The following is a 19,798-nucleotide window of genomic DNA, read 5'->3' as shown; positions in this document are numbered from 1 at the left end:
TACCGGAATATCCTGTCGAACTCCCAAGCTGGATCATGCGTATTCCCCGTAGAGGAGCTTGAGTATGGACTTGGCAGACATCGGCGTCACCGGCCTGGCCACCATGGGGCGCAACCTCGCCCGCAACCTCGCCCGGCACGGCTACGCCGTCGCGGTGCACAACCGCTCGCACGGCCGCACGCAGGCGCTGGTCAAGGAGTTCGGCGGGGAGGGCACGTTCGTCCCGTCGGAGGACCTGGCCGGCTTCGTGGCCTCCCTCAAGCGGCCGCGCCGGGCGATCATCATGGTCAAGGCGGGCGCGGGCACCGACGCCGTCATCGACCAGCTCGCCGAGCTGATGGAGCCCGGCGACATGATCGTCGACGGCGGCAACGCCCACTACGCCGACACCCGGCGGCGCGAGGCCGCGCTGCGCGAGCGCGGCCTGCACTTCGTCGGCACCGGCATCTCGGGCGGCGAGGAGGGCGCCCTGCTCGGGCCGAGCATCATGCCCGGCGGGTCCCCGGAGTCGTGGGAGGCCCTGGGGCCGATCCTGCAGGACATCGCGGCCAAGGTGGACGGCGTGCCGTGCTGCGTGCACGTCGGCCCGGACGGCGCCGGGCACTTCGTCAAGATGGTGCACAACGGCATCGAGTACTCCGACATGCAGCTCATCGCCGAGTCCTACGACCTGCTGCGCCAGGCGCTCGGCGCGACCCCGGCCGAGCTGGCCGAGGTGTTCCGCGAGTGGAACCGGGGCGACCTCGACTCCTACCTGATCGAGATCACCGCCGAGGTGCTGGAGCAGGTGGACGCCGCGACCGGCAAGCCGTTCGTGGACGTCGTGGTGGACCAGGCCGAGCAGAAGGGCACCGGCCGCTGGACCGTGCAGAGCGCCCTCGACCTCGGCGTGCCGGTCACGGGCATCGCCGAGGCGACGTTCGCGCGGGCCCTTTCCGGCCATCCGGAGCAGCGGGCCGCCGCCGCGTCGCTGGCCGGGCCGAAGCTGTCCGGGGTCGGCGGGCGCGAGCTCGTCGAGGACGTGCGGCAGGCGCTGTACGCGTCCAAGATCGTGGCGTACGCGCAGGGCTTCGACCAGATGGCGGCGGCGTCGAAGGAGTACGGCTGGGACCTCGACCTGGGCGCGATGGCGACCATCTGGCGGGGCGGCTGCATCATCCGGGCCAAGTTCCTGGACCGCATCCGGGCCGCGTACGACGCCGACCGGCAGCTGCCGACGCTGCTGGCCGACCCGACGTTCGCCGCCGCGCTGGAGGCGGCGCAGGAGGCGTGGCGGCGGGTGGTCACGACGGCGGTGCAGATCGGCGTGCCGACGCCCGGCTTCTCCTCGGCGCTCGCCTACTACGACGGGCTGCGCCGCGACCGGCTGCCGGCCGCGCTGGTGCAGGGGCTGCGCGACTACTTCGGCGCGCACACCTACCGGCGCGTGGACCGCGACGGCGCCTTCCACGTCGACTGGTCCGGCGACCGCGCCGAGCGGCCCGCCTGACCCCGTGCGCTAGCCGCCTGACCCCGTGCGCTAGCGGCTGATCAGGGCGATCGGGTTGGCCACCGCCGTCACGGCGCAGAAGCCGAACGGCCCCGCCGTGTCGTGCACGGTGACCTGCCCGGTCGCGACGCCGCCCGCGCTGAGGTGGCCGGTCGCCTCCACGCCGATCAGCTCGCCCTCGGGCAGGCGGGCCAGGGTCAGCGTGTAGTCGGCGTTGATGAAGCCGAGGCCGTTCGTGCCGACGTTGCTGAGCGGGCTGGCGAAGTCGGCGGCCAGCGCGGCGCGCACGAACGGCGTCACCGGCTCGTCGTCCACCAGCGGGTACGTCTCGCGCAGCCACACCCGCCCGGGGCCGGGGGCGCCCCACTCGGTGAGCCGCCACAGGTCGAAGGGCGGCTTCCAGCCCTCGGAGGTGACCGGCTCGCCCTCGGGCGGTGCCGCGTCCCAGGCGGGCGTGACGATGCTCTGCTCGCCGCCGGGCTGCTCGCTCTGCCGCAGCAGGACGGCGCTGGCCCGGCCGATCACGCCCTGGTCGGTGGAGATCACGGCGTCGGCGACGCGGATCCTGCGCCCGTCCCTGACCAGGGTGGTCTCGACGGCGACCGGCAGCAGCGGGCTGTTGCGGAACAGGTCGACCGTCAGCCGGGCGAAGTGCAGGCCGGGCTCGGCGTGGCGCTCCTCCAGGGCACGGGCGGCCAGCCCGCCGAGGAGGCGGCCGTGGAGCATGTCGGGCGACCAGGGGCCGCGGGCGTGGGGTGCGGGCACCAGCTCGCCCTGCTTCTGGGTGAAGAACGCTGTCGTCGACGGCACAGAATCAGATTCTAGAGGAGTGCGGGCGGGACGCGGTGCGCCCCGCCCCTGCTTTCAGCCCCGCGTCAGGGAGCCCTCGTCACGCAGCCCGCGTCAGGCAGCCCTTGTCAGGCAGAACGGGTGGCCCTCCGGGTCGAGCGCGACCGTCCACTCGCCGCCGCCCGGCTGCTCGGCCGGTATCGCGCCGCCCAGCTCGGCGATTCGCCGCACCGCCGACTCGACGTCGGGGACGGCGAGGTCGAGGTGCGCGTGCTTGGCCGGGCCCGGCCAGCCCGGCCCCCGGTAGCCGTCGACGCGCTGGAAGGCGAGCATCACCGGGCCGCCCTCCAGGGTGACGAAGCCGGGGTCGTCGCCGGACGGCGTCCAGCCGGTGAGGCGGGCGTAGAAGGCGGCGAGGGCGCGCGGGTCGGCGCAGTCGATGACGACCGTGGCGATGGTTGTTGTCGTGGTCATGGCTGCCAGGCTGCCGGTGGAGGGGCGGGGGCGTCTTGAACATCCTTGCAGGGCCTCGCGGGACCTCGCGGGACCCTCGCGGGGACCTCGCGGGGACCTTGGGGCCCTCGCTGGGCCTCGCGGGACTGCGGTCGCTTCGGCGGGTCCTCGGCGGATCTTCGGCGGACCGGGAACTGTCGGGGGCGTCGCGTACCGTGCGGGGCATGCGTTCGTCCGTCCGTCTCGCCGCCGGGCCCGGGTTCGCCCTCGACGCCGTCACGTGCGTCGACGACCACCGGGGCTGGTCCGCGGCCGAGCTGAGCGACCGGCACCGGGTGGTGCTGGCGCGGCGCGGCACCTTCCACCGCCGGGTCGAGGGGCGGGTGGCCGTGGTGGACCAGACGGTGGCGTACCTGGGCCTGCCCGGCGAGGAGGAGCACTTCGCCCACCCGGCGGGCGGTGGCGACGTCTGCACCTCGCTGGCGCTGACGCCGGGGCTGTGGCGCACGCTCGCGGGCGACGTCCGTCCCGTCCGCTCGGCCCTGTACGTGGACGCCCGCCTCGACCTGGCACACCGCCGCGTCCTCGCCGCCGCCCGCACGGGCGACGCGGCCTTCGCCCTCACCGAGTCCCTGCTCCCGCTGATCGCCGCCGCCCTCTCCCAGGTGACCGACGCCCCCTCGCCCGGCTCCGGGAGACCGGCCGGCATGGGAGCCGCCGTCCGGGCTCACGGGCCGGCCGGCGGCGAGGAACCCGGCCGCCACCTCCCCACCCGCGGCAAGACCGAAGCCCGGGACCGCCTGCCGATCGGTGGCGAGGGCGGCGACCACGTTGCTTCCCGTGGCGGGAGCGAGGGCCAGGAACGCCCGGCGACCCACGGTGAGGGCGGGAACCGCGTCACTACCCGCAGCGGGAACGAGGGCCAAGACCGCCTGGCGACCCGCGGCGAGAGCGGGAACCGCGTTCCTGCCCGCAGCGGAAGGGACGGCCAGAACCGTCCTGCGACTCGTGGCGAGGGCGGAGGCCACTTCGCTGCCCGTGACGAGGGCGTTGGCTACTTCGCTGCCCGTGACGAGGGCGGGGGTCACTCCGCTACCGGAGGCGGGGGTCACTCCGCTACCGGAGGCGGGGGTCGCCTCGTTATCCGTGGTGGGGGCGGAGGCGGGGGGCGGGGGCGTGTCCCGTCCCGTGGTGGGGGCGGGACGGAGGCGGTCGTCGTCGCCGCCCGGGAGGCGATCGCCGCCGACCATCCCGCCGCCGCCGGCCTGCTGTCCCTGGCGGCCCTGCTGGAGGTCTCGCCGTACCGGCTCAGCAGGGCCTTCACCCAGGAGCTGGGCGTCTCCCTGACCCACTACCGCAACCGCGTGCGGGTCGGCCGGGCGCTCGACCGGCTGGAGGGCGGCGACACCGGCCTCGCGGAGCTGGCCGCCGACCTCGGCTTCGCCGACCAGGCGCACATGACCCGCACGATCCGCCGGCACGCCGGCCACACCCCTGCCGTCCTGCGCCGCCTCCTGTCCCCCGGCACCGGCCGCGCTCCCTGACGCCGGCCGTCACGCCGCACGGGGATGATCAACTGGATTTCGCCCGCCACCGGCCATAGGCTCCCTCAATGCGCGATCTAGGTGAGGACCCCCGGCCCGTCCGGGGCGCGGTACGCGAGATCCACGCCCTCGACGGCACCGCGACGCTGGCCTACTCCCCCGACCTCGACGGCCTGGCCGATCCCGGCGAGATCGTCTGGGCGTGGGTGCCGTACGAGGAGGACCCCTCGCGCGGCAAGGACCGCCCGCTGCTGGTCGTGGGCCGCACCGGACGCCGGCTGCTGGGCATGATGCTCTCCAGCAAGGGCGACGACGGCCCGGAGTGGCTGCCGATCGGCCCGTGGGGGCGTGACGGGCGGGACTCGTACCTGCGGCTGGACCGGGTCTTCGTGCTGGACGAGGACGACCTGCGGCGCGAGGGCGCGGTCCTCGACGCCGACCGGTTCGCCCGGGTGGCGGCCCGCCTCATGAAGACGCACGGCTGGAGCGCCGCCCGCCGGAGCTGAGGCCCCGCCCGGACTCCGGCAGACCGGGCGCGATCACGCCCGGTCTGCCGGAGAGCCCGGGGCGCCGGAGGGCCCGGGCCTGTGGAGAGGTGACTTGGGGTCAGCGCCACCACTGCTGGTTCCAGGGGCCGCAGTGCCTGACGACGGACGCCGTTCCGGCGGCGGTCGTCGCGGTGGGTCCAGCGGCTCCGCGTCCCCATCCCGAGTGTTGGGGGGATCCGTGACAGCGTGCCGCCCGTTGTCCTCGTCGGGCTGCGGATCGCGGTGACCCGGTCATCGGCGCAGGTCAGGCGGGCTGCGATCATTGCCGTATGCGTGTTGTGGTGATCGGAAGCGGCATCGTCGGCGCCAGCGCGGCCTACTACCTGACGGACCGGGGCGCGTCCGTGACCGTCGTGGACGGCGGCTACCAGGGCGAGGCGACGCAGGCCGGCGCGGGCATCGTGTGCCCGTGGGTGGACCATCCCGAGGACGACGACTGGTACCGGCTGACCCGCGAGGGGGCCCGCTGCTACCCGGGGCTGGTGGAGGCGCTGGGCGAGGACTTCGGGTACGCCAAGGTGGGCGCGCTGCTGGTGTCCGAGGACCCGGCGGAGCTGGAGCCGGTGCACTCCCTGCTGCGGCGGCGTCGGGCGGAGGCGCCGGAGATGGGCGAGGTCACCGAGGTGGCGGCTCCGGCCGAGCTGTTCCCGCCGCTGTCGGACACCTTGAGCGCGCTCCTGGTGCCGGGGGCGGCCCGCGTGGACGGTCGCTCGGTCCGGGACGCGCTGCTCCAGGCCGCAGTGGCGCGGGGCGCCCGGCTGCACGCCGGCACCGCGACCCTCACTCCGGACGGTCAGGTGCTCGTCCACGGGGCGACGGGCGGCGGGCTCGGCGTTCCGGGGACGAGGGGGGTGGCGGCCGGGCCCCGCGAGCACGGCGCGGGCGGTGCGGGTGAGGAGGGCCGGTCCGGGAGGGACGGGTCGTGGCGGCAGGCGGTGCCGCTCGGCGAAGCGGATGGCGCGGGAGCGGCGGGAGCGGCGGGAGCGGCGGGAGCGGCGTCGGCCGGTTCCGTGGCGGCGTCCGGGGCGGACGGCGGGGGCGCCCCGCGCGGCCGGGTCGCTGGAGGCGGCGCGGGCGGCGCGGACGGCATGGGCGGCGCGGGCGGTGGGCTTCCGGTGGAGGGGGATGCGGTGATCGTCGCGGCCGGGGCGTGGACGGGTGAGGTGTGCCGGGCGCTCGGCGCCGAGCTGCCCGTGTTCCCCAGGCGCGGCCAGATCCTGCACGCCACCCTCGAAGGCGTCGACACCGCGTGGTGGCCGATCGTGCTGCCGAGCGTGGGGCCGTACCTGCTGGGGTTCCCCGGGTCGCGGGTGGTGATCGGGGCGACGGTGGAGGACGTCGGTTTCGCGCCGCGGGTGACCATGGGCGGGCTGGAGGAGGTACTCCAGGCGGGGCTGCGCGTCGCGCCGGGGCTGGCCGGGGCGACGGTGGCGGAGACGCGGGTGGGGCTGCGCCCGGTGTACGCCCCAGGGAAGCCGCTGATCGGTGAGCTCACCTCGCGGGTGGTGGTGGCGACCGGGCTCAGCGCGTACGGGCTGACTGCGGGCCCCTTCGCGGGCCGGATCGCCGCGGCCCTGGCGCTCGGCGAGCGGCCGCCCATCGACGTCACCGCCTACGCGCTGCCACGGCCCTGACGCCGGCCCGGACGCCGGCCCGGACGCCGGCCCTGACGCCACCCTGACACCGGCCAGGCAAGAGGGGACCCCCTCGCGGTCTGTCCGTTTGCCCAGCGTATGATCGGTTTCCTCCCCACCGTCGCGCCCGTGGGGAGGCCGATGTGCCGCGCTTCGCACCGTTCATGCTGGTCGTGCTCCTGCTCGCCGCCGGGTGCGGCGCGGATCCCACGGCCGGACCCCCGGTCGGCCCTGGGGCGGCGCCGTCGCGGCGGCCGATCGCGCCGGGCCCGCCCAGGGCGCCGCGCCCCGCGCGCCCGCAACCCGAGGTCCGGCCGCCCGCCGTCCAGGTGCCGTACGCCGCCTCCGGCCGGTACGCCGTCGTCCCCGGCACCGCGCCGGCGCGTCCCGGCCCGGGCCGGCCGGTGCGGTACCTGGTGGAGGTGGAGCGGGGCCTGCCGTTCGAGCCCGGCGAGTTCGCCGCCCAGGTGCACCGCATCCTGAACGACGGCCGCGGCTGGGCCCGCTTCCAGCGGGTGGACCGCGGCCCGGTCCGGGTCCGGGTGGCCCTGTCGAGCCCGGGCACGACAATCCGCCAGTGCCGTCCGCTGCGCACCGGCGGCGAGCTGTCCTGCTGGAACGGCAGACGTTCGATCATCAACGCGCTGCGCTGGGCGGTCGGCGTCCCGCAGTACGAGGGCGACCTGGCCGCCTACCGCAGCTACCTCATCAGCCACGAGGTCGGCCACGGGCTCGGCCACGGTCACCGCTCCTGCCCCGGCCCGGGCCGGCTCGCCCCGGTCATGACGCAGCAGTCGAAGTCGCTGGGCCGCTGCCGGCCGAACCCGTGGCCGTTCCCGGACCGCGCGCCCGGCACGCGGGAGCCGCAGACTGGGGACAGGAGACCATGAGAGGGGACGGGCATGATCCGCATCGGCACGGGCAGGCTGACCGGCGGCCAGGACGGCGAGATCGCGGTCTTCAAGGGCGTCCCGTTCGCGAAGGCCCCGTTCGGACGGCTCAGGTTCGCCGCCCCGGAGCCGCCGGAGCCGTGGGACGGCGTGCTGGAGGCCACCAGGTTCGGCCCGCGCCCGCCGCAGCCGCCGATGATGCCGGGCCTGCCGCCGTGGAGCCCGGACGGCGGCCTCGACTGCCTGTCCCTCAACGTCTGGACGCCCGACCCGGGCGGCGCCGGCCTGCCGGTGATGGTGTGGATCTACGGCGGCGCGTACCGGTCCGGCTACGCCGACCTGCCCGCCTACGACGGCGCGCGACTGGCCCGGCAGGGCGTGGTGGTGGTGACGTTCAACCACCGCGTCGGCTTCGAGGGCTACGGGCACGTGCCGGGCCGTCCCGCGAACCGGGCCCTGCTGGACCAGGTGGCGGCGCTGCGCTGGGTGCGGGAGAACGTCGCGGCCTTCGGCGGCGACCCGGGCAACGTGACGGTGTTCGGCGAGTCGGCGGGCGCGGGCGCGATCGCCTGCCTGCTGGCGATGCCGTCGGCGCGCGGCCTGTTCGGCCGGGCGATCGCGCAGAGCGTGCCGGGCATGACGTTCACCCCGGCCTTCGCCGCCCGGGTGACGGACGCGGTCGAGCGGCGGCTCGGCGGGGTGCCGCTCGCGGAGAGCGCGCCGGAGGCGCTGGTGGCGGCCGGGGAGGCGGTCGCGACCGAGGAGATGCGCGGGGACGTGGGCCGGTGGGGGCCGATGGCGTACGAGTCGATCGCGTTCGCCCCGGTCGTGGACGGCGAGGTGCTGCCGGACACGCCGTGGAACGCCCTCGCGGCGGGCGCGGCCCGCGACGTGGCCCTGATCGCCGGGTACAACCGGGACGAGTTCCGCCTGTTCCACGCCATGTCCGGCGGCAACCCGGCCCCGGACCTGGAGGGGGCCCTGCGGACGCTGGCCCCGCCTTACGCGGAGGACGCCTACCGCGCCGCGCACCCGGGCGCCTCGGACGAGGACCTGTACGTGACGCTCATGTCGGACTGGATGTTCCGGATGCCGAGCACCCTGCTCGCCGACGCCCACACCGGCGTCACCCACGCCTACGAGCTGACCTGGTCCCCCACCCCGGAGCTGCGGGCCTGCCACGCGCTGGACGTGCCGCTGACGTTCGGCGTGATCGACGACGACGACATGGCGCGGATGCTGACCGGCGGCTCCCCCGACCTGCCCGCGCTGTCGGAGCAGGTGCGCACGGCCTGGACGGCGTTCGCCGCGACCGGCGACCCGGGCTGGCCCCGCTACGACAGCGCGACCGCCACGACCCACCTGTTCGACGTCGTCCCGTCGGACGTGGACGACCCGGAGGCGGCCTCGCACGCGCTCTGGGCCAAGGCGGGGTTCCCGCCGATCGGCCACCCCGCCGCCTGACGCCCGCTTCCCCGGGGGCCCACGCGTTGACGTATCGCGATATATCGTACGCTTGGGAACACCGGGACTCCCGTCCCGGTTACCGGATTGAACGGACTTCCAGGGGAGAGTGGGCGATGGCGGGAATGCGTACGGCACGGCGGATCCTGGCGGGCGGGGCCGCCCTGGCCGCGGCCGGCTGGGCGTTGCGCGACGTGCCGGCGGAGCTGGGGGCGCGGCCGCTGGACTCGGGCCCGGAGCGGGCCGCGCGGGTGCGCCGCTCCAGCCAGTTCAAGGACGGCTCCTTCTACAACTCGATGCCCGAGCCGACCCATGTGATGAACACGCCGCCGGTGAGCCTGCTCGGCGAGCTGGCGCGCAACAAGGAGCAGCGCCGCCCGGCCGGCCCCGTGCCGATGCGCGTGCCGCCCGCGGGCCCCGCGCCCGCCGACGGGCTGCGCGCCGTCTGGTACGGCCACGCCTCGACGCTGGTGGAGATCGAGGGCAGGCGGGTGCTGTTCGACCCGGTGTGGAGCGAGCGGGTCTCGCCGTCGCAGCTCGTCGGGCCCAAGCGGCACCACCCGCTGCCGGTCGCGATCAGCGAGCTGCCGCCGGTGGACGCCGTCGCGATCTCCCACGACCACTACGACCACCTCGACCTCGCGACCGTGCGCGCGCTGGTCCGGACGCAGAAGGCGCCGTTCCTGGTGCCGCTGGGCATCGGGGCGCACCTGGAGCGGTGGGGCGTGCCGGCGTACCGGATCATCGAGCTGGACTGGGAGGAGGAGGCCGAGGTCGCCGGGCTGCGCTTCGTCGCCACCGCGGCGCGGCACTTCTCCGGACGGTCCCTGCGCCGCAACGACACGCTGTGGGGCTCGTGGGTGGTCGCGGGCGCGGCCAAGCGGGTCTTCTACGCGGGCGACTCGGGCTACTTCGAGGGGTACCGCGGCATCGGGGCGGCGCACGGGCCGTTCGACCTGACGCTCATGCCCATCGGCGCCTACAGCCCCGCCTGGCCGGACATCCACATGAACCCCGAGGAGGCCGTCAACGCCCACCTCGACCTCGGCGGGAAGCTGCTGCTGCCGGTGCACTGGGCGACGTTCACGCTGGCGCTGCACCCGTGGGCGGAGCCGGTGGACCGGCTGTGGCGGGAGGCCAAGGCGCGCGAGGTGGACATCGTGGTGCCGCGGCCGGGCGAGGCCGTGGACGCCGCGGCGGCCCCGGCGCCCGACGGCTGGTGGGAGACCCTGGGCTGACGGCCGGCCCGCGCGGGGACCGGCCCTCGGCTGACGGCCGGCCCGCGCGGGGCCGTACAGTGCCAGGGTGAGCAACCTGGAGCGTGCGCCGCAGGAGATCCGCTGCGGCGCGGAGCAGGGCGCGGCCGGCGAGCTGCTGGCCGGCCGCGCGGTCCCGCTGGGCGGCCCGCGCGCCATGGCGGTGAGCAGGACCCTCCCCGGCGTGCACCGGCGCATGATCGGCGCCTGGTGCTTCCTGGACGCCTACGGCCCCGAGCGCACGGCCATGCGCGTGCCGCCCCACCCGCACACCGGCCTGCAGACCGTGACGTGGCTGCTCGCGGGCGAGGTGCTGCACCGCGACAGCCTGGGCAGCCTCCAGCGGGTACGCCCCGGGCAGCTCAACCTCATGACCGCCGGCCGCGGCATCTCCCACTCCGAGGAGTCGGCCGTGGAGGTGCTGCACGGCGTGCAGCTCTGGGTGGCGCTGCCCGCGGCGCACCGCCACGACGCGCCCGCCTTCGAGCACCACGAGGCGCTGCCGGTGCTGGACGGCCCGGGCTTCGCCGCCACCGTGCTCATGGGGACGCTCGGCGGGGCGGTCTCCCCCGCCACCGCCCGCACCCCGCTCGTCGGGGCGGAGATCGCGGTGGACGGCGCGGGCGAGGTGCCGCTCGACCCCGGGTTCGAGCACGGGCTGCTGCTGCTCGACGGCGAGGTCGAGGGGCTGGAGCCGGGGCCGCTGGCGTACCTGCCGCCGGGACGGCCGGGGGTCCGGCTGTCGGGGCGCGGGCGGGTGCTGCTCATCGGCGGCGCGCCGTTCGAGGAGGAGATCGTCATGTGGTGGAACTTCGTGGGCCGCACGCACGACGAGATCGCGGCCTTCAGGAAGGAGTGGGCCGAGGGCGAGGGGTTCGGCGTCGTCGAGGGGTTCGACGGAGATCCGCTCCCCGCGCCCGTCCTGCCCGCCATCCGGCTCAAGCCGCGCGGGCGGGTCCGCTGAGCCGCGCGGGCGGGGCCGTCCAGCCGGCGGCCTGGCGGCCGGCCGCGCCGGCCGCGTGCCACTCGCCGCCGTACGTGGCGACCGAGCGTCAGGTCACGAAGCGGCCCATCCGGTACACGGCGAGGGGGCGGCGCAGGGCCGTGATGTCGGTGAGCGGGTCGCCGGAGACGACCAGCAGGTCGGCGTCGTGGCCGGGGGCGATCGCGCCCTTGCGGCCCGCCACGCGGCAGGCGCCGGCCGCGACCGAGGTGATCGCGCGCAGCACGTCCACGGGCGCGTACCCGTGCTCGACCAGCATCTCGGCCCCGTACGGCAGCACGCCGTGCGGCTTGGGCGGCCCGATCCCGGCGTCCGTGCCGATGACGAAGCGCACCCCGGCGGCGTAGAAGGCGCGTACCGCCTCGCTGATCCCGGCCATCCTGGCCCGGATGCGCGGCGGCGGCGGGACGGCCGACGGCACCAGGCCCGCGGTGAGGGAGACGACGACGCCGGAGGAGGCCAGCCGCCGGATCAGCGCGTGGTCCACCTCGTAGCCGTCCTCGGTGAAGAACGAGCAGTGCTCGATCGAGTCGAACCCGGCGTCCAGGGCGTGCGCGACGCCCTCGGCGCAGTGGGCGTGCGCAGTGATCGGCAGGCCGTGCGCGTGGGCCTCGTCCACGGCCGCCTTCAGCTCGGCGGGGCCGTACTGCAGCAGGTGGGAGTGGCTGCCGGGCGTCATCTCGCCGCCGGTCACCATCATCTTGACCACGTGCGCGCCGCGGGCGGCCCGCTCCCGCACCGCCTCGCGGACGCCCTGCTCGCCGGCCGCCTCGCCGCCGAGGAACCAGCAGTGGCCGCGGGGCGTGGTGATGGGCGGCCCGGCGGCGAGGATCTCCGGCCCGTCCAGCCCCAGCCCGAGCTCCAGCGCGAGGTGGCCGCGGTCGCCGAGGTCGCGGACGGTGGTGACGCCGGCCGCGAGGTGCGCCCGCGCGGCCTCGCGCATCCGCCCGGCCAGCCCCGGCCGCTCCAGCGCGGCCACGACGTCGGGGCTCGCGTCGAACGCGAGGTGCACGTGGCAGTCGATGAGGCCGGGCAGCAGCGTGGCGTCCTCCCCCAGGTCCACGACGGTGAGGGGTTCGCCGGGGACGCGGGGCGCGTCCTCCGGGTCGCCGGACACGACGGCGGTGACGCGGCCGTTCGCGGTGAGCACCACGCGGTCGTGGTGCAGGTCGTGGCCGTCGAAGAGGCGGGGGGCGCGTAGGGCGAGCATGCCGACAGCGTGACGCACGGGCGCCGGGCGCGCCTGAGTATCCCCCTACTCACTTCGCCCGCCTCCGCTGGGCAGACCGCGGGAGCCGGCTCCGCCTTCGTTCCGCACGCGGCGGAGAAGCAGGCAGCAGGGCCAAAGCACAAGAACTGCCGCAAGAAGGAGGACCAAGGAGACAGCGATGATGTCGGGGAGCGGCAGAGATCCGGGCTTGTAGAGCTTGACGTCGTGGCCGACGTCGAGGGCCGGTACGCGGTCGCCCTCGGACAATTCGAACTCACCATAGCCGTAGATCCAGGCATTCCGTCGTTCGATCTTCCCGTCGTCGGATCGATAGGATCCTCGCCACTGACAACCGCCGCGGACCCCGCACGTGAGTTGTTCGGCGACGAAAACGCCGGACCGCCCCTCGCCTCGCGCCGCTCGTAGTTCGAGTTGCAGACCTGGGACGGCCACGACCCCGAGCATTATCCCGATCACGATGGACACCGGCGCCATCGTGACAGCGAGAGCGGTCAGGCACCCCTTGAGACAACCAGATGTGCAGCCTTCGTTCGCCACGCTCGCGTCTCCGCCCGTAAGCGATGTGGCCCCCGGTCCAGGAACGAATGCCGTTCAGCCCGAGTTCCCTCATCGGGCAGCGCAGTCGGGCGTCGGCCACGTCACGAGGCGACCAGGCATGAGGCACAGGTCCGCTCAGTAGACGGAGATGTGCGGGTGGTCGTAGTGGTTGGCGGTGGTGCCGCCGCGGTCGGTCATGACGCGCCAGGCGCCGGTGCGGACGTGCCAGATGCGCTGGCGGTAGATGATGTACATGATGCCGAGCCGTCTGGCGTTCTTGATGGCCCAGGCCGCGATGCGGTCGCCGCGGGCGCGCTCGGCGGGCGACGGCATCGCGCCGCCGCGGCTCAGCATGAAGTCGCAGGCCCGGCCGAGCGGGTGCTCGCCGCCATCCTGGATGGCGCGGTAGCAGCCGATCCCGAACGGCACCTCGAAGCGTTCCCTCACGAGCTGCTTCACCAGCGCCATGCGCGGCGTGATGTTGTCCGGCCCCTGCGGGAGCTGCGGGACGAAGGTGCCGTCGGGCCGCAGGCCGGGCGCCCGGTAGAGCTGGTCGATCTTGTCCTTGACGCGCTCGATCTGCTTCTCGGCCTTGTCCTTGCGTTTCTCCAGCTCGCCGAGGGTGCGGCCGAGCTCCCCGGCGCGGGCCGTGGCCTCCTCCTGCGCCCGCTGCCGCTCGTCGCGGACCGCGGCGAAGCCCTTGAGCTTGGCGTCCTGGAGGGCCACCAGGTGCTGGACGAGGGCCAGCCGGTTGAGCAGCGCCCCTGGGTCGCCGCCGGAGGCGAGCAGGGTGGCCTGGTTCGGCTCGGCGCCGGTGTAGTGGGCGACGGCCAGGGCGCGCAGCTCGGTGGAGTGCCGGTCGAAGACCTCCTGGGCGGCGGCCAGCCGCTCGCGGGCCGCCTTCTCGGCCTGCTCGGCCTTCTGGTGGGCGATGCGGCTGCCGTAGTAGTCGGTGATCAGCCGGTCGGAGTCCTTCTGCAGGGCGGCCAGCTCCTTCTTGAGCTGGGCGACCGTGGGTCTGGGCTCGGCGTGCGCCGGGGCCGGCAGGACGGCGGCGAGGACGGCGGTGAGGACGGCGGTGAGGGCGACAGCGAGGGCGGCGAGGGCCGGCCGCCGCCGCGCTGAGGGGCGTCCGGCGCGCGACCGCGCAGCGGTGGGGGGAGCCGCCACACTTCTCCTTGTCCGGGACCGGGGTGTACGACGCACGATCGTAGACGATCACGGACGGCGGTATGCACCTTATGACGGTTTCGGGTTGCCGTTATCGCGGGAGCGGCGGGTTCTGCGCACCACGATCTGCCGTCCGGCGAGCACCGAGCCCGGCACCACGACCAGGCCGAGGAGGCTGGAGCCCAGGCCGACGCCGACGTCGGCGTCCAGCAGTTTGTCGCCGCCCTTGAGCAGCGGCACGCCGAGCGAGACCCCGACCGAGACCGACAGCAGCGGGCCCGGCTCGCGGGCGGGCGCGGCGGCGGTGGTCACCGGGGCCTTCACCGGCTCCTTGCTGGGGGCTTCGGCAGGGGCTTTGGTGGGGGCTTTGGTGGGGGCCGGTTCGGCGGGCCCGGTGGTGGCGGGGGCCTTGGTGGCGGGGGCCTTGGTGGCGGGGGCCTTGGCGGTCGCGCGGGGCGCGGTGGTGGTGGGGCCGCGGTGGGGCGGGGCCTGCGGAACGGGTCGCGCGGCGGCACGGTGGCGGGGGCGGTGGCGGTGGGCGTGCGTCCCGGGGCGTCGCCGGTGCGGTCCGGCGGTCGGCGGGCAGCGCCACCACGGGGGTGGCGCGGCGCGGCGGGCTGGGTGGTGGCGGGCTGGGTGGTGGCGGGCGTCGCCGGGGCGGTCGGGGTGGCAGGGTGGGGATCGCGGGCGGCGTGCCGGTCGGTACGGGCGCCGCGGTGGCCGGCGGGAGGGCGGCGCCGTCCCCGGGGCCGGGCGGCTCGCGTAACAACACGAACGCCGACGCCACCGCCGCCGCCGTGGCCAGCACCAGCCCGCCGGTCACGGCGAGCCGGCGCCCGGGGGTGAGCGCGCCGTCGGCCAGACCGGTGGTCGTGCCGGGCGGCTGCGCCCCGCGCGGCAGCAGCGCGGCCAGCGGCAGGGTGAGGATGCCGAGCCCGGCGCGCCCGCGCTCCTCCCAGTCGTCGCCGTACTCGGCCGCGGCGGTCTCCTCCAGCTCGGCGAGGAACGCCTCGGCCGAGGCGGGCCGGGCGGCGGGGTCCTTGGCCAGGCCGTGCCGGATGAGCGGGCGCAGCGGCTCCTCGACGTCCTCCAGCGGGAGCGCGGCGTGCCGGTGCTGGAAGGCGAGGGCGGCGGCGCTGCCCGCCCGGAAGGGGCGGTGGCCGGTCAGGCACTCGAAGAACACCAGCGTGGCGGCGTACACGTCGCCGGCGGGCCCGGCGGGGGCGTCGTCCCACAGCTCGGGCGCCATGTACGGCGGCGTCCCCGCCAACGAGCCCTGCGCGCCCGAGCGGGCCGCCACGCCGAAGTCGACGAGCTTGCTGTCGCCGTCCGGGGTGACGAGCACGTTCTCCGGCTTGAAGTCGCGGTGCACGACGCCGCGCCGGTGAGCCTCGGCGAGGCCGAGCAGCGCGCCCTTGAGCACCGCGAGCGCGGCCTCGGCGCCGGTGCGGCCCTCGCGCTCCAGCAGCCGCCGCAGCGTGACGCCGTTGACCAGCTCCATCACGATGACGGCGGCGCCGGGCCGCTCGTCGTGGTCCAGCAGGCGGGCGACGTGCGGGCTGTCGATCTCGCCGAGGAGCCGGGCCTCGTCCCGGAAGCGCGCGGCGAACTCCGGGTCCTCGCGCAACGACGGCGCCAGGTGCTTGATCGCCACCTCCAGGCCGTCGGACTCGCGCACGGCGAGCATCACGCGGCCCGTCCCGCCGCGGCCGAGTTCCCGGATCTCCGTGTAGCCGGGAACACTCATGGAAGCCTCCTGACTGGACATAGATCCTTATGTCAGGACGCTAACGCGGCGTCACTCCCGGTGTCGACCCCCTTCTGCGCAGTAACCGCGACCCTTTGCGCATGACTCCCGCCGACGCGCCCTCACGCGGGGTTCAGCTCCCGCCAGCCGGCGGCCAGCGAGCGCGCGATCGGCTCGATCACCCGCCGGTCGCTCCAGTAGAACGGGTGCACCAGCGGGGTGGCGTACAGCGGTGACGCCCCGCCCACGGACACCGCCCGGTCCATCGTCACCCGCTCCTCGTACGCCGGGCCGAGCGGCCGCATCGGGTAGGCCACCACGTCGTCGCGGTCGTAGAAGTTGACCCACTCGCTGTTGAGCCGGTTGCGGCGGGCGGCGACGGCGGGGCCGGGGAAGTCGATGGGCCGCTCCAGCCGCGCGCCGGGGTCGCGCAGGCTCCACAGGGCCAGCGGGCTGCCCATCGTGTACAACCAGGCCAGGGTCTCGGCCCTGGCCAGCGGCGAGGTGCCCATGACCGCCCGCACCTGGTCGAGCACCAGCTTGCGTCCGCGCAGCGTCTCCTGCTGGTCGTAGACGTAGTCGCTGACCAGCACCGTGCCGAAGGAGTGGGCGAGCACGCACAGCGGGGCCTCGTCGCCCGCCTGGTCGGCCAGCCGGGCCAGCGCCCGGGCCAGCTCCTGGTGGGCCGCGGCGTAGTTGTCCTCGTTGAACCTGCGGTCGTAGGCGATGATGTCGCCCGCGAAGTGCAGCATCATCCAGCGGCCCGTCGGGTAGTGCAGCGAGGCGAGCCCCGGCATGGTGCGCCGGGCCAGCGCGGCGACCAGCGCGGGCAGTGAGGCGTCGGAGCCGGCGTTGGCGCGCTTGACCAGGCGTTGCAGGTGCTCGTCCAGGCGTTCGCCGGCGCTGGGGCCGCCGCCGTCGCCCGGCGCGGCGGGGTCGCGGGCGGCAGGGTCGCGGGCGGCGTCGGGGTCGCGGGCGGCGTCGGGGTCGCGGGCGGCGTCGGCGGCGTACATGCGGGCGAACAGCGCGCGCTGGCGCTCCTCGATGTGCGGCGCCCAGTAGACCGGCTCGATGACCAGCGCGTTGTCGGCCTCCAGCGGGCTGAGGCCGGAGGCGCGGGCGAAGGCGCGGCGCAGCAGCCGGGCCGGGGTGCGGGCGAAGCCGGGGTCGGCGATCTCGACACCGTGCACGATCGCCACGGCGATCCGGTTCACGGGGCGTCTCCTCTCACTGAACGTCGCCCGGCCCGTCGTCCGGGGCCGGGACGGGGCGGAGGGCGGGCCTGGGGCGGCGGCGGGACGGGCGGGCGCGGCGGGACTCCAGCAGGCGGGTGCACATGCGGTCGGCCAGCGCCGCGATGGTGAGCGACGGGTTCGGCCCCACCGGGCCGGGCATGGCCGCGCCGTCGGCGACGTACAGGCCGGGCAGGTCGAACGCCTCCCCGTACGGGCCGCACACGCCCTCGGACCGGGTGCGCCCGATCGGCGCGCCGCCCAGCGGGTGCACGGTGACGACCTTGCGGAAGAACCACAGCGGGTTGTCCACGTACCGCGTGTCGAGCACGTCGGCGATGTCGCGCATGGTGCGCCGCATCCGGGCGAAGTACGCCTTGCTCGTCGCGGTCGTCCAGTCCACGGTCAGCCGGTCGCCGCGCAGGCTCATCACGCCGTCGGGCACGTCCCGGCCGATGCCGAGCAGCGGCAGCGACCCCGCCGACAGCGTGCCGTCGCCGAGCAGCCGGGCCAGCTCGGCGCTCAGGCTGGTGTCGGGCGTGCCGGACAGCCGCGCCAGCGCCGCCCGCACCAGGAACTCGGCGGTGCGGAACACCGACCGGGTCAGGTCGGTGTTCTCGACCAGCCAGTCCACGAACCCGGCGTAGCCGCCGTCCTGCACGTGGAAGCCGCGGCCGAGCACGTCGGGCCGGTCCAGGTGGTCGGGGACGGTCATCGAGCTGGTGATCACCGGGCCGCGGCTGGCGTCCAGCCCCCGGTCGCCGCCGCGCCGCGGCAGCAGGAAGGTGAGCAGGTCGCCGTTGCCGGAGAAGCGGCGGCCGAGGACGGGCCGGTTGAGCCCGGGCAGGCCGGCGCGGTTGCGCAGCAGCAGGAACGTCGTCCCGTACGTGCCCGCGGCGAGGATCAGCAGGTCGCAGGTGATCGAGCGGAGCGGCAGGCGGCCGGTCGCGGTGCGGCGGCCCTCGTTCGCCGGGTCGTGCTCGACGTAGGTGACCTCGTAGCCGCCGCCGTCGCGGGCGCGCAGGCCGCGGACCTCGTGCCGGGTGCGGAGGTCGGCCCCGGCGGCCTTGGCGGCCGACAGGTACGTGTGGTCCAGGGTGTTCTTGGCGCCGTCGTTGCAGCCGAGGTCGCACTCGCCGCACAGCCGGCAGGTACGGCGGGGCCGGCCGTGCAGGTTGCCGTACTCCGGGTCCTTGATCGGCAGGCCGAGGCCGGGCGGCTCCTGCGGGGCCGGCGAGAAGCTGACCGCGAGCGGCGGCAGCTCCCACTCCAGGCCCAGGTTCTTGGCGGCCACCCGCATCGCCTCGGTCTTGGGGGTGCCCGCGTAGGCGGGGGCGTGGAGGGGGTAACGGGTGGCGCCCAGCATGTGCTCGACCGCGTCGTAGTGCGGGTCGAGCTCGGCCCGGGTGACCGGCCAGGTCTCGTACCCGCCGCCGGGCAGGCTCTCCCGCTGCACGAACCACCGCTCCTCCTTCCTGAGCAGCACGTTCGCGTAGATCAGCGAGCCGCCGCCGAGGCCGCTGCTGACGATGGAGTCGAAGCCGTTGAACGTCCAGACGTCGAACAGCCCGTGCAGCCCCTCGCTGGGGTCCCAGAAGTTCCTGCCCATCTCGTGCGGGGTGCGGGCGAAGCTCCCCGGCGGGTACGCCTTGCCGCGCTCCAGGACGATCACCCGCAGCCCGGCCTCCGCCAGCCGGTAGGCCGACACCGACCCGCCGAACCCGGAGCCGACGACCACGGCGTCGACGTGCTCGCTCATCGTGTTCCATCCTCTCGACGGTCACCGGCCGCGAACCCGGCGGCCAGCTCGGCCAGCCCCTGCTCGCGGGTGAGGAGCGGCCGGTAGCCGAGCTCGGTCCTGGCACGGGTGTCGTCCACGGTCATCTCCTGCGCGGACAGGGCGAGGAACGTCCGCGTGACCGGCGGCGCGCCGGGCAGCGGCAGCCCCCGCCACGCCGCCTCGCCGGCGGCGGCGACGGCGCGCAGCAGGCCGCGCGGCAGCGACCGGCCGGGCAGCCGGACGCCCGCGGTCGCGGCCAGGGCGGTGAGGAAGGCGCGCAGCTCCACCGGCTCGCCGTCGGTGAGGAAGTACGCCCGCCCGCCGCGGCCGCGTTCCAGCGCGCACAGGATGCCGTGGCAGGCGTTGCCGACGTGGCAGGTGGAGGTCAGGTAGCGGCCGCCGTCCACCCAGGCGAAACGGCCGGCGCGGGCGGCCTTGACGATCTCCGGCAGGACGGTCGTGTCCCCCGGCCCCCACACCAGCCGCGGCCTGACCGCCATCGCGACCAGCCCGTCCGGGCCGCTGCCGGCCCGGCTCGCATCGCGCTCGGAGGCGGTGAGGACCAGGTCCTCGGCGAGGGCCTTCGAGCGGGCGTACCAGCCGGCCGGGCGGGCCGGCCGGGGGCGGGACTCGTCCACCCGGACCAAGGGGCCGCCGTCGGCGAGCACCGCCTCCGTGCTGACCAGCACCAGCCGCCCCGCTCCCGCCTCGCGGGCGGCGTCCAGCACCGCCCGGGTGCCGTCCACGTTGACCCGCAGGAACCGCGAGGGCGGCCCCCACTGGTCGGTCACCGCCGCCGCGTGCACGACCGCCGCGCAGCCCGCCATGCCGGCGCGCAGCGCGTCCCGGTCCAGCAGGTCACCGCGGACCGCCTCGGCGCCGCCCTTCTCCACCACGGCCGCGGCGGCGTCCGAGCGGGCCAGGGCCCGTACCCGGTGCCCGGCCTCGGTGAGCGCGCGCAGCAGGTGCCGGCCGATGAAGCCGGACCCGCCCGTCACGAACACGTCCACCTGTCACCCCCTCCGCGTCAG

Annotated in this window: 17 protein-coding genes; 8 read left to right on the top strand and 9 right to left on the bottom strand. The window is 75.6% G+C overall.

Translation table 11 applies throughout. The features are described 5' to 3' along the window. Nucleotides 1-64 precede the first annotated feature (64 nt). Nucleotides 65-1,489, top strand: coding sequence for an NADP-dependent phosphogluconate dehydrogenase (gene gnd, locus MF672_RS36175; RefSeq protein ID WP_242375099.1), 1,425 nt, complete (start codon nt 65-67; stop codon nt 1,487-1,489). Between the two features lie 30 nt (nt 1,490-1,519). On the opposite strand, the gene MF672_RS36170 is transcribed toward gnd, so the two are convergent. Both MF672_RS36170 and MF672_RS36165 read right to left on the bottom strand, forming a co-directional pair. Beyond that, nucleotides 1,520-2,299 (bottom strand): acyl-CoA thioesterase domain-containing protein, encoded by a 780-nt coding sequence (locus MF672_RS36170; RefSeq protein WP_242375100.1) that lies wholly within the window; start codon nt 2,297-2,299, stop codon nt 1,520-1,522. A gap of 93 nt (nt 2,300-2,392) precedes the next feature. Then, a complete protein-coding gene (locus MF672_RS36165; protein ID WP_242375101.1) occupies nt 2,393-2,752 on the bottom strand; it encodes a VOC family protein in 360 nt (119 codons plus the stop codon). A 203-nt stretch (nt 2,753-2,955) separates the two neighbouring features. Between MF672_RS36165 and MF672_RS36160 the strand changes: the two genes are divergently transcribed. The 7 genes from MF672_RS36160 (at nt 2,956) to MF672_RS36130 (ending at nt 11,031) form a co-directional block, all read left to right on the top strand. Then, nucleotides 2,956-4,275 carry a helix-turn-helix domain-containing protein gene (locus MF672_RS36160; RefSeq protein ID WP_247815601.1) on the top strand — a complete coding sequence of 440 codons (1,320 nt, stop codon included), beginning with the start codon at nt 2,956-2,958 and terminating at the stop codon, nt 4,273-4,275. A 68-nt stretch (nt 4,276-4,343) separates the two neighbouring features. After that, nucleotides 4,344-4,781: a type II toxin-antitoxin system PemK/MazF family toxin gene (locus MF672_RS36155; RefSeq protein WP_242375102.1), complete on the top strand. Its 438-nt coding sequence runs from the start codon at nt 4,344-4,346 to the stop codon at nt 4,779-4,781. A gap of 311 nt (nt 4,782-5,092) precedes the next feature. Then, on the top strand, nt 5,093-6,457 hold the full coding sequence (locus MF672_RS36150) for an NAD(P)/FAD-dependent oxidoreductase (RefSeq protein ID WP_247815600.1): 1,365 nt from the start codon (nt 5,093-5,095) through the stop codon (nt 6,455-6,457). A 143-nt stretch (nt 6,458-6,600) separates the two neighbouring features. Then, nucleotides 6,601-7,347 (top strand): DUF3152 domain-containing protein, encoded by a 747-nt coding sequence (locus tag MF672_RS36145; protein WP_247815599.1) that lies wholly within the window; start codon nt 6,601-6,603, stop codon nt 7,345-7,347. Between the two features lie 12 nt (nt 7,348-7,359). Continuing rightward, complete coding sequence (locus tag MF672_RS36140) at nt 7,360-8,811, top strand: carboxylesterase/lipase family protein (protein WP_242383691.1); 1,452 nt, start codon at nt 7,360-7,362, stop codon at nt 8,809-8,811. A gap of 125 nt (nt 8,812-8,936) precedes the next feature. Continuing rightward, on the top strand, nt 8,937-10,049 hold the full coding sequence (locus MF672_RS36135) for an MBL fold metallo-hydrolase (RefSeq protein WP_242383692.1): 1,113 nt from the start codon (nt 8,937-8,939) through the stop codon (nt 10,047-10,049). Nucleotides 10,050-10,116: 67 nt separating this feature from the next. Continuing rightward, nucleotides 10,117-11,031 (top strand): pirin family protein, encoded by a 915-nt coding sequence (locus tag MF672_RS36130; protein WP_242383693.1) that lies wholly within the window; start codon nt 10,117-10,119, stop codon nt 11,029-11,031. A gap of 88 nt (nt 11,032-11,119) precedes the next feature. On the opposite strand, the gene MF672_RS36125 is transcribed toward MF672_RS36130, so the two are convergent. The 7 genes from MF672_RS36125 to MF672_RS36090 all read right to left on the bottom strand — a co-directional run bounded on the left by MF672_RS36125 (nt 11,120) and on the right by MF672_RS36090 (nt 19,777). Further along, the gene (locus MF672_RS36125) at nt 11,120-12,280 is read right to left on the bottom strand and encodes an amidohydrolase family protein (RefSeq protein ID WP_242383694.1); all 1,161 of its coding nucleotides are present in this window, start codon (nt 12,278-12,280) and stop codon (nt 11,120-11,122) included. Between the two features lie 45 nt (nt 12,281-12,325). After that, on the bottom strand, nt 12,326-12,766 hold the full coding sequence (locus MF672_RS36120; protein ID WP_242383695.1) for a hypothetical protein: 441 nt from the start codon (nt 12,764-12,766) through the stop codon (nt 12,326-12,328). A gap of 207 nt (nt 12,767-12,973) precedes the next feature. Then, a complete protein-coding gene (locus MF672_RS36115) occupies nt 12,974-14,008 on the bottom strand; it encodes a coiled-coil domain-containing protein (RefSeq protein ID WP_242383696.1) in 1,035 nt (344 codons plus the stop codon). A 91-nt stretch (nt 14,009-14,099) separates the two neighbouring features. Next, nucleotides 14,100-15,755, bottom strand: coding sequence for a serine/threonine-protein kinase (locus MF672_RS51560; protein ID WP_302893333.1), 1,656 nt, complete (start codon nt 15,753-15,755; stop codon nt 14,100-14,102). Nucleotides 15,756-15,877: 122 nt separating this feature from the next. Beyond that, nucleotides 15,878-16,969 (bottom strand): hypothetical protein, encoded by a 1,092-nt coding sequence (locus MF672_RS36100; protein ID WP_247815598.1) that lies wholly within the window; start codon nt 16,967-16,969, stop codon nt 15,878-15,880. A 13-nt stretch (nt 16,970-16,982) separates the two neighbouring features. Then, nucleotides 16,983-18,746 carry a GMC oxidoreductase gene (locus MF672_RS36095; RefSeq protein ID WP_247815597.1) on the bottom strand — a complete coding sequence of 588 codons (1,764 nt, stop codon included), beginning with the start codon at nt 18,744-18,746 and terminating at the stop codon, nt 16,983-16,985. After that, a complete protein-coding gene (locus MF672_RS36090; protein WP_242383993.1) occupies nt 18,743-19,777 on the bottom strand; it encodes an NAD-dependent epimerase/dehydratase family protein in 1,035 nt (344 codons plus the stop codon). The genes MF672_RS36095 and MF672_RS36090 overlap by 4 nt, the downstream gene beginning before the upstream one ends. Nucleotides 19,778-19,798: the final 21 nt, after the last annotated feature.

Source organism: Actinomadura luzonensis, from assembly GCF_022664455.2.
Taxonomy (GTDB): Bacteria; Actinomycetota; Actinomycetes; order Streptosporangiales; family Streptosporangiaceae; genus Nonomuraea; species Nonomuraea luzonensis.
This window is presented reverse-complemented; position numbering and strand designations above follow the sequence as displayed.

Coding starts and splice junctions, on each gene's coding strand:
- MF672_RS36135 (WP_242383692.1), top strand. CDS start 8,937: ATGCGTACGGCACGGCGGATCCTGGCGGGCGGGGCCGCCCTGGCCGCG.
- gnd (WP_242375099.1), top strand. CDS start 65: ATGGACTTGGCAGACATCGGCGTCACCGGCCTGGCCACCATGGGGCGC.
- MF672_RS36160 (WP_247815601.1), top strand. CDS start 2,956: ATGCGTTCGTCCGTCCGTCTCGCCGCCGGGCCCGGGTTCGCCCTCGAC.
- MF672_RS36165 (WP_242375101.1), bottom strand. CDS start 2,752: ATGACCACGACAACAACCATCGCCACGGTCGTCATCGACTGCGCCGAC.
- MF672_RS36125 (WP_242383694.1), bottom strand. CDS start 12,280: ATGCTCGCCCTACGCGCCCCCCGCCTCTTCGACGGCCACGACCTGCAC.
- MF672_RS36155 (WP_242375102.1), top strand. CDS start 4,344: ATGCGCGATCTAGGTGAGGACCCCCGGCCCGTCCGGGGCGCGGTACGC.
- MF672_RS51560 (WP_302893333.1), bottom strand. CDS start 15,755: ATGAGTGTTCCCGGCTACACGGAGATCCGGGAACTCGGCCGCGGCGGG.
- MF672_RS36150 (WP_247815600.1), top strand. CDS start 5,093: ATGCGTGTTGTGGTGATCGGAAGCGGCATCGTCGGCGCCAGCGCGGCC.
- MF672_RS36095 (WP_247815597.1), bottom strand. CDS start 18,746: ATGAGCGAGCACGTCGACGCCGTGGTCGTCGGCTCCGGGTTCGGCGGG.
- MF672_RS36140 (WP_242383691.1), top strand. CDS start 7,360: ATGATCCGCATCGGCACGGGCAGGCTGACCGGCGGCCAGGACGGCGAG.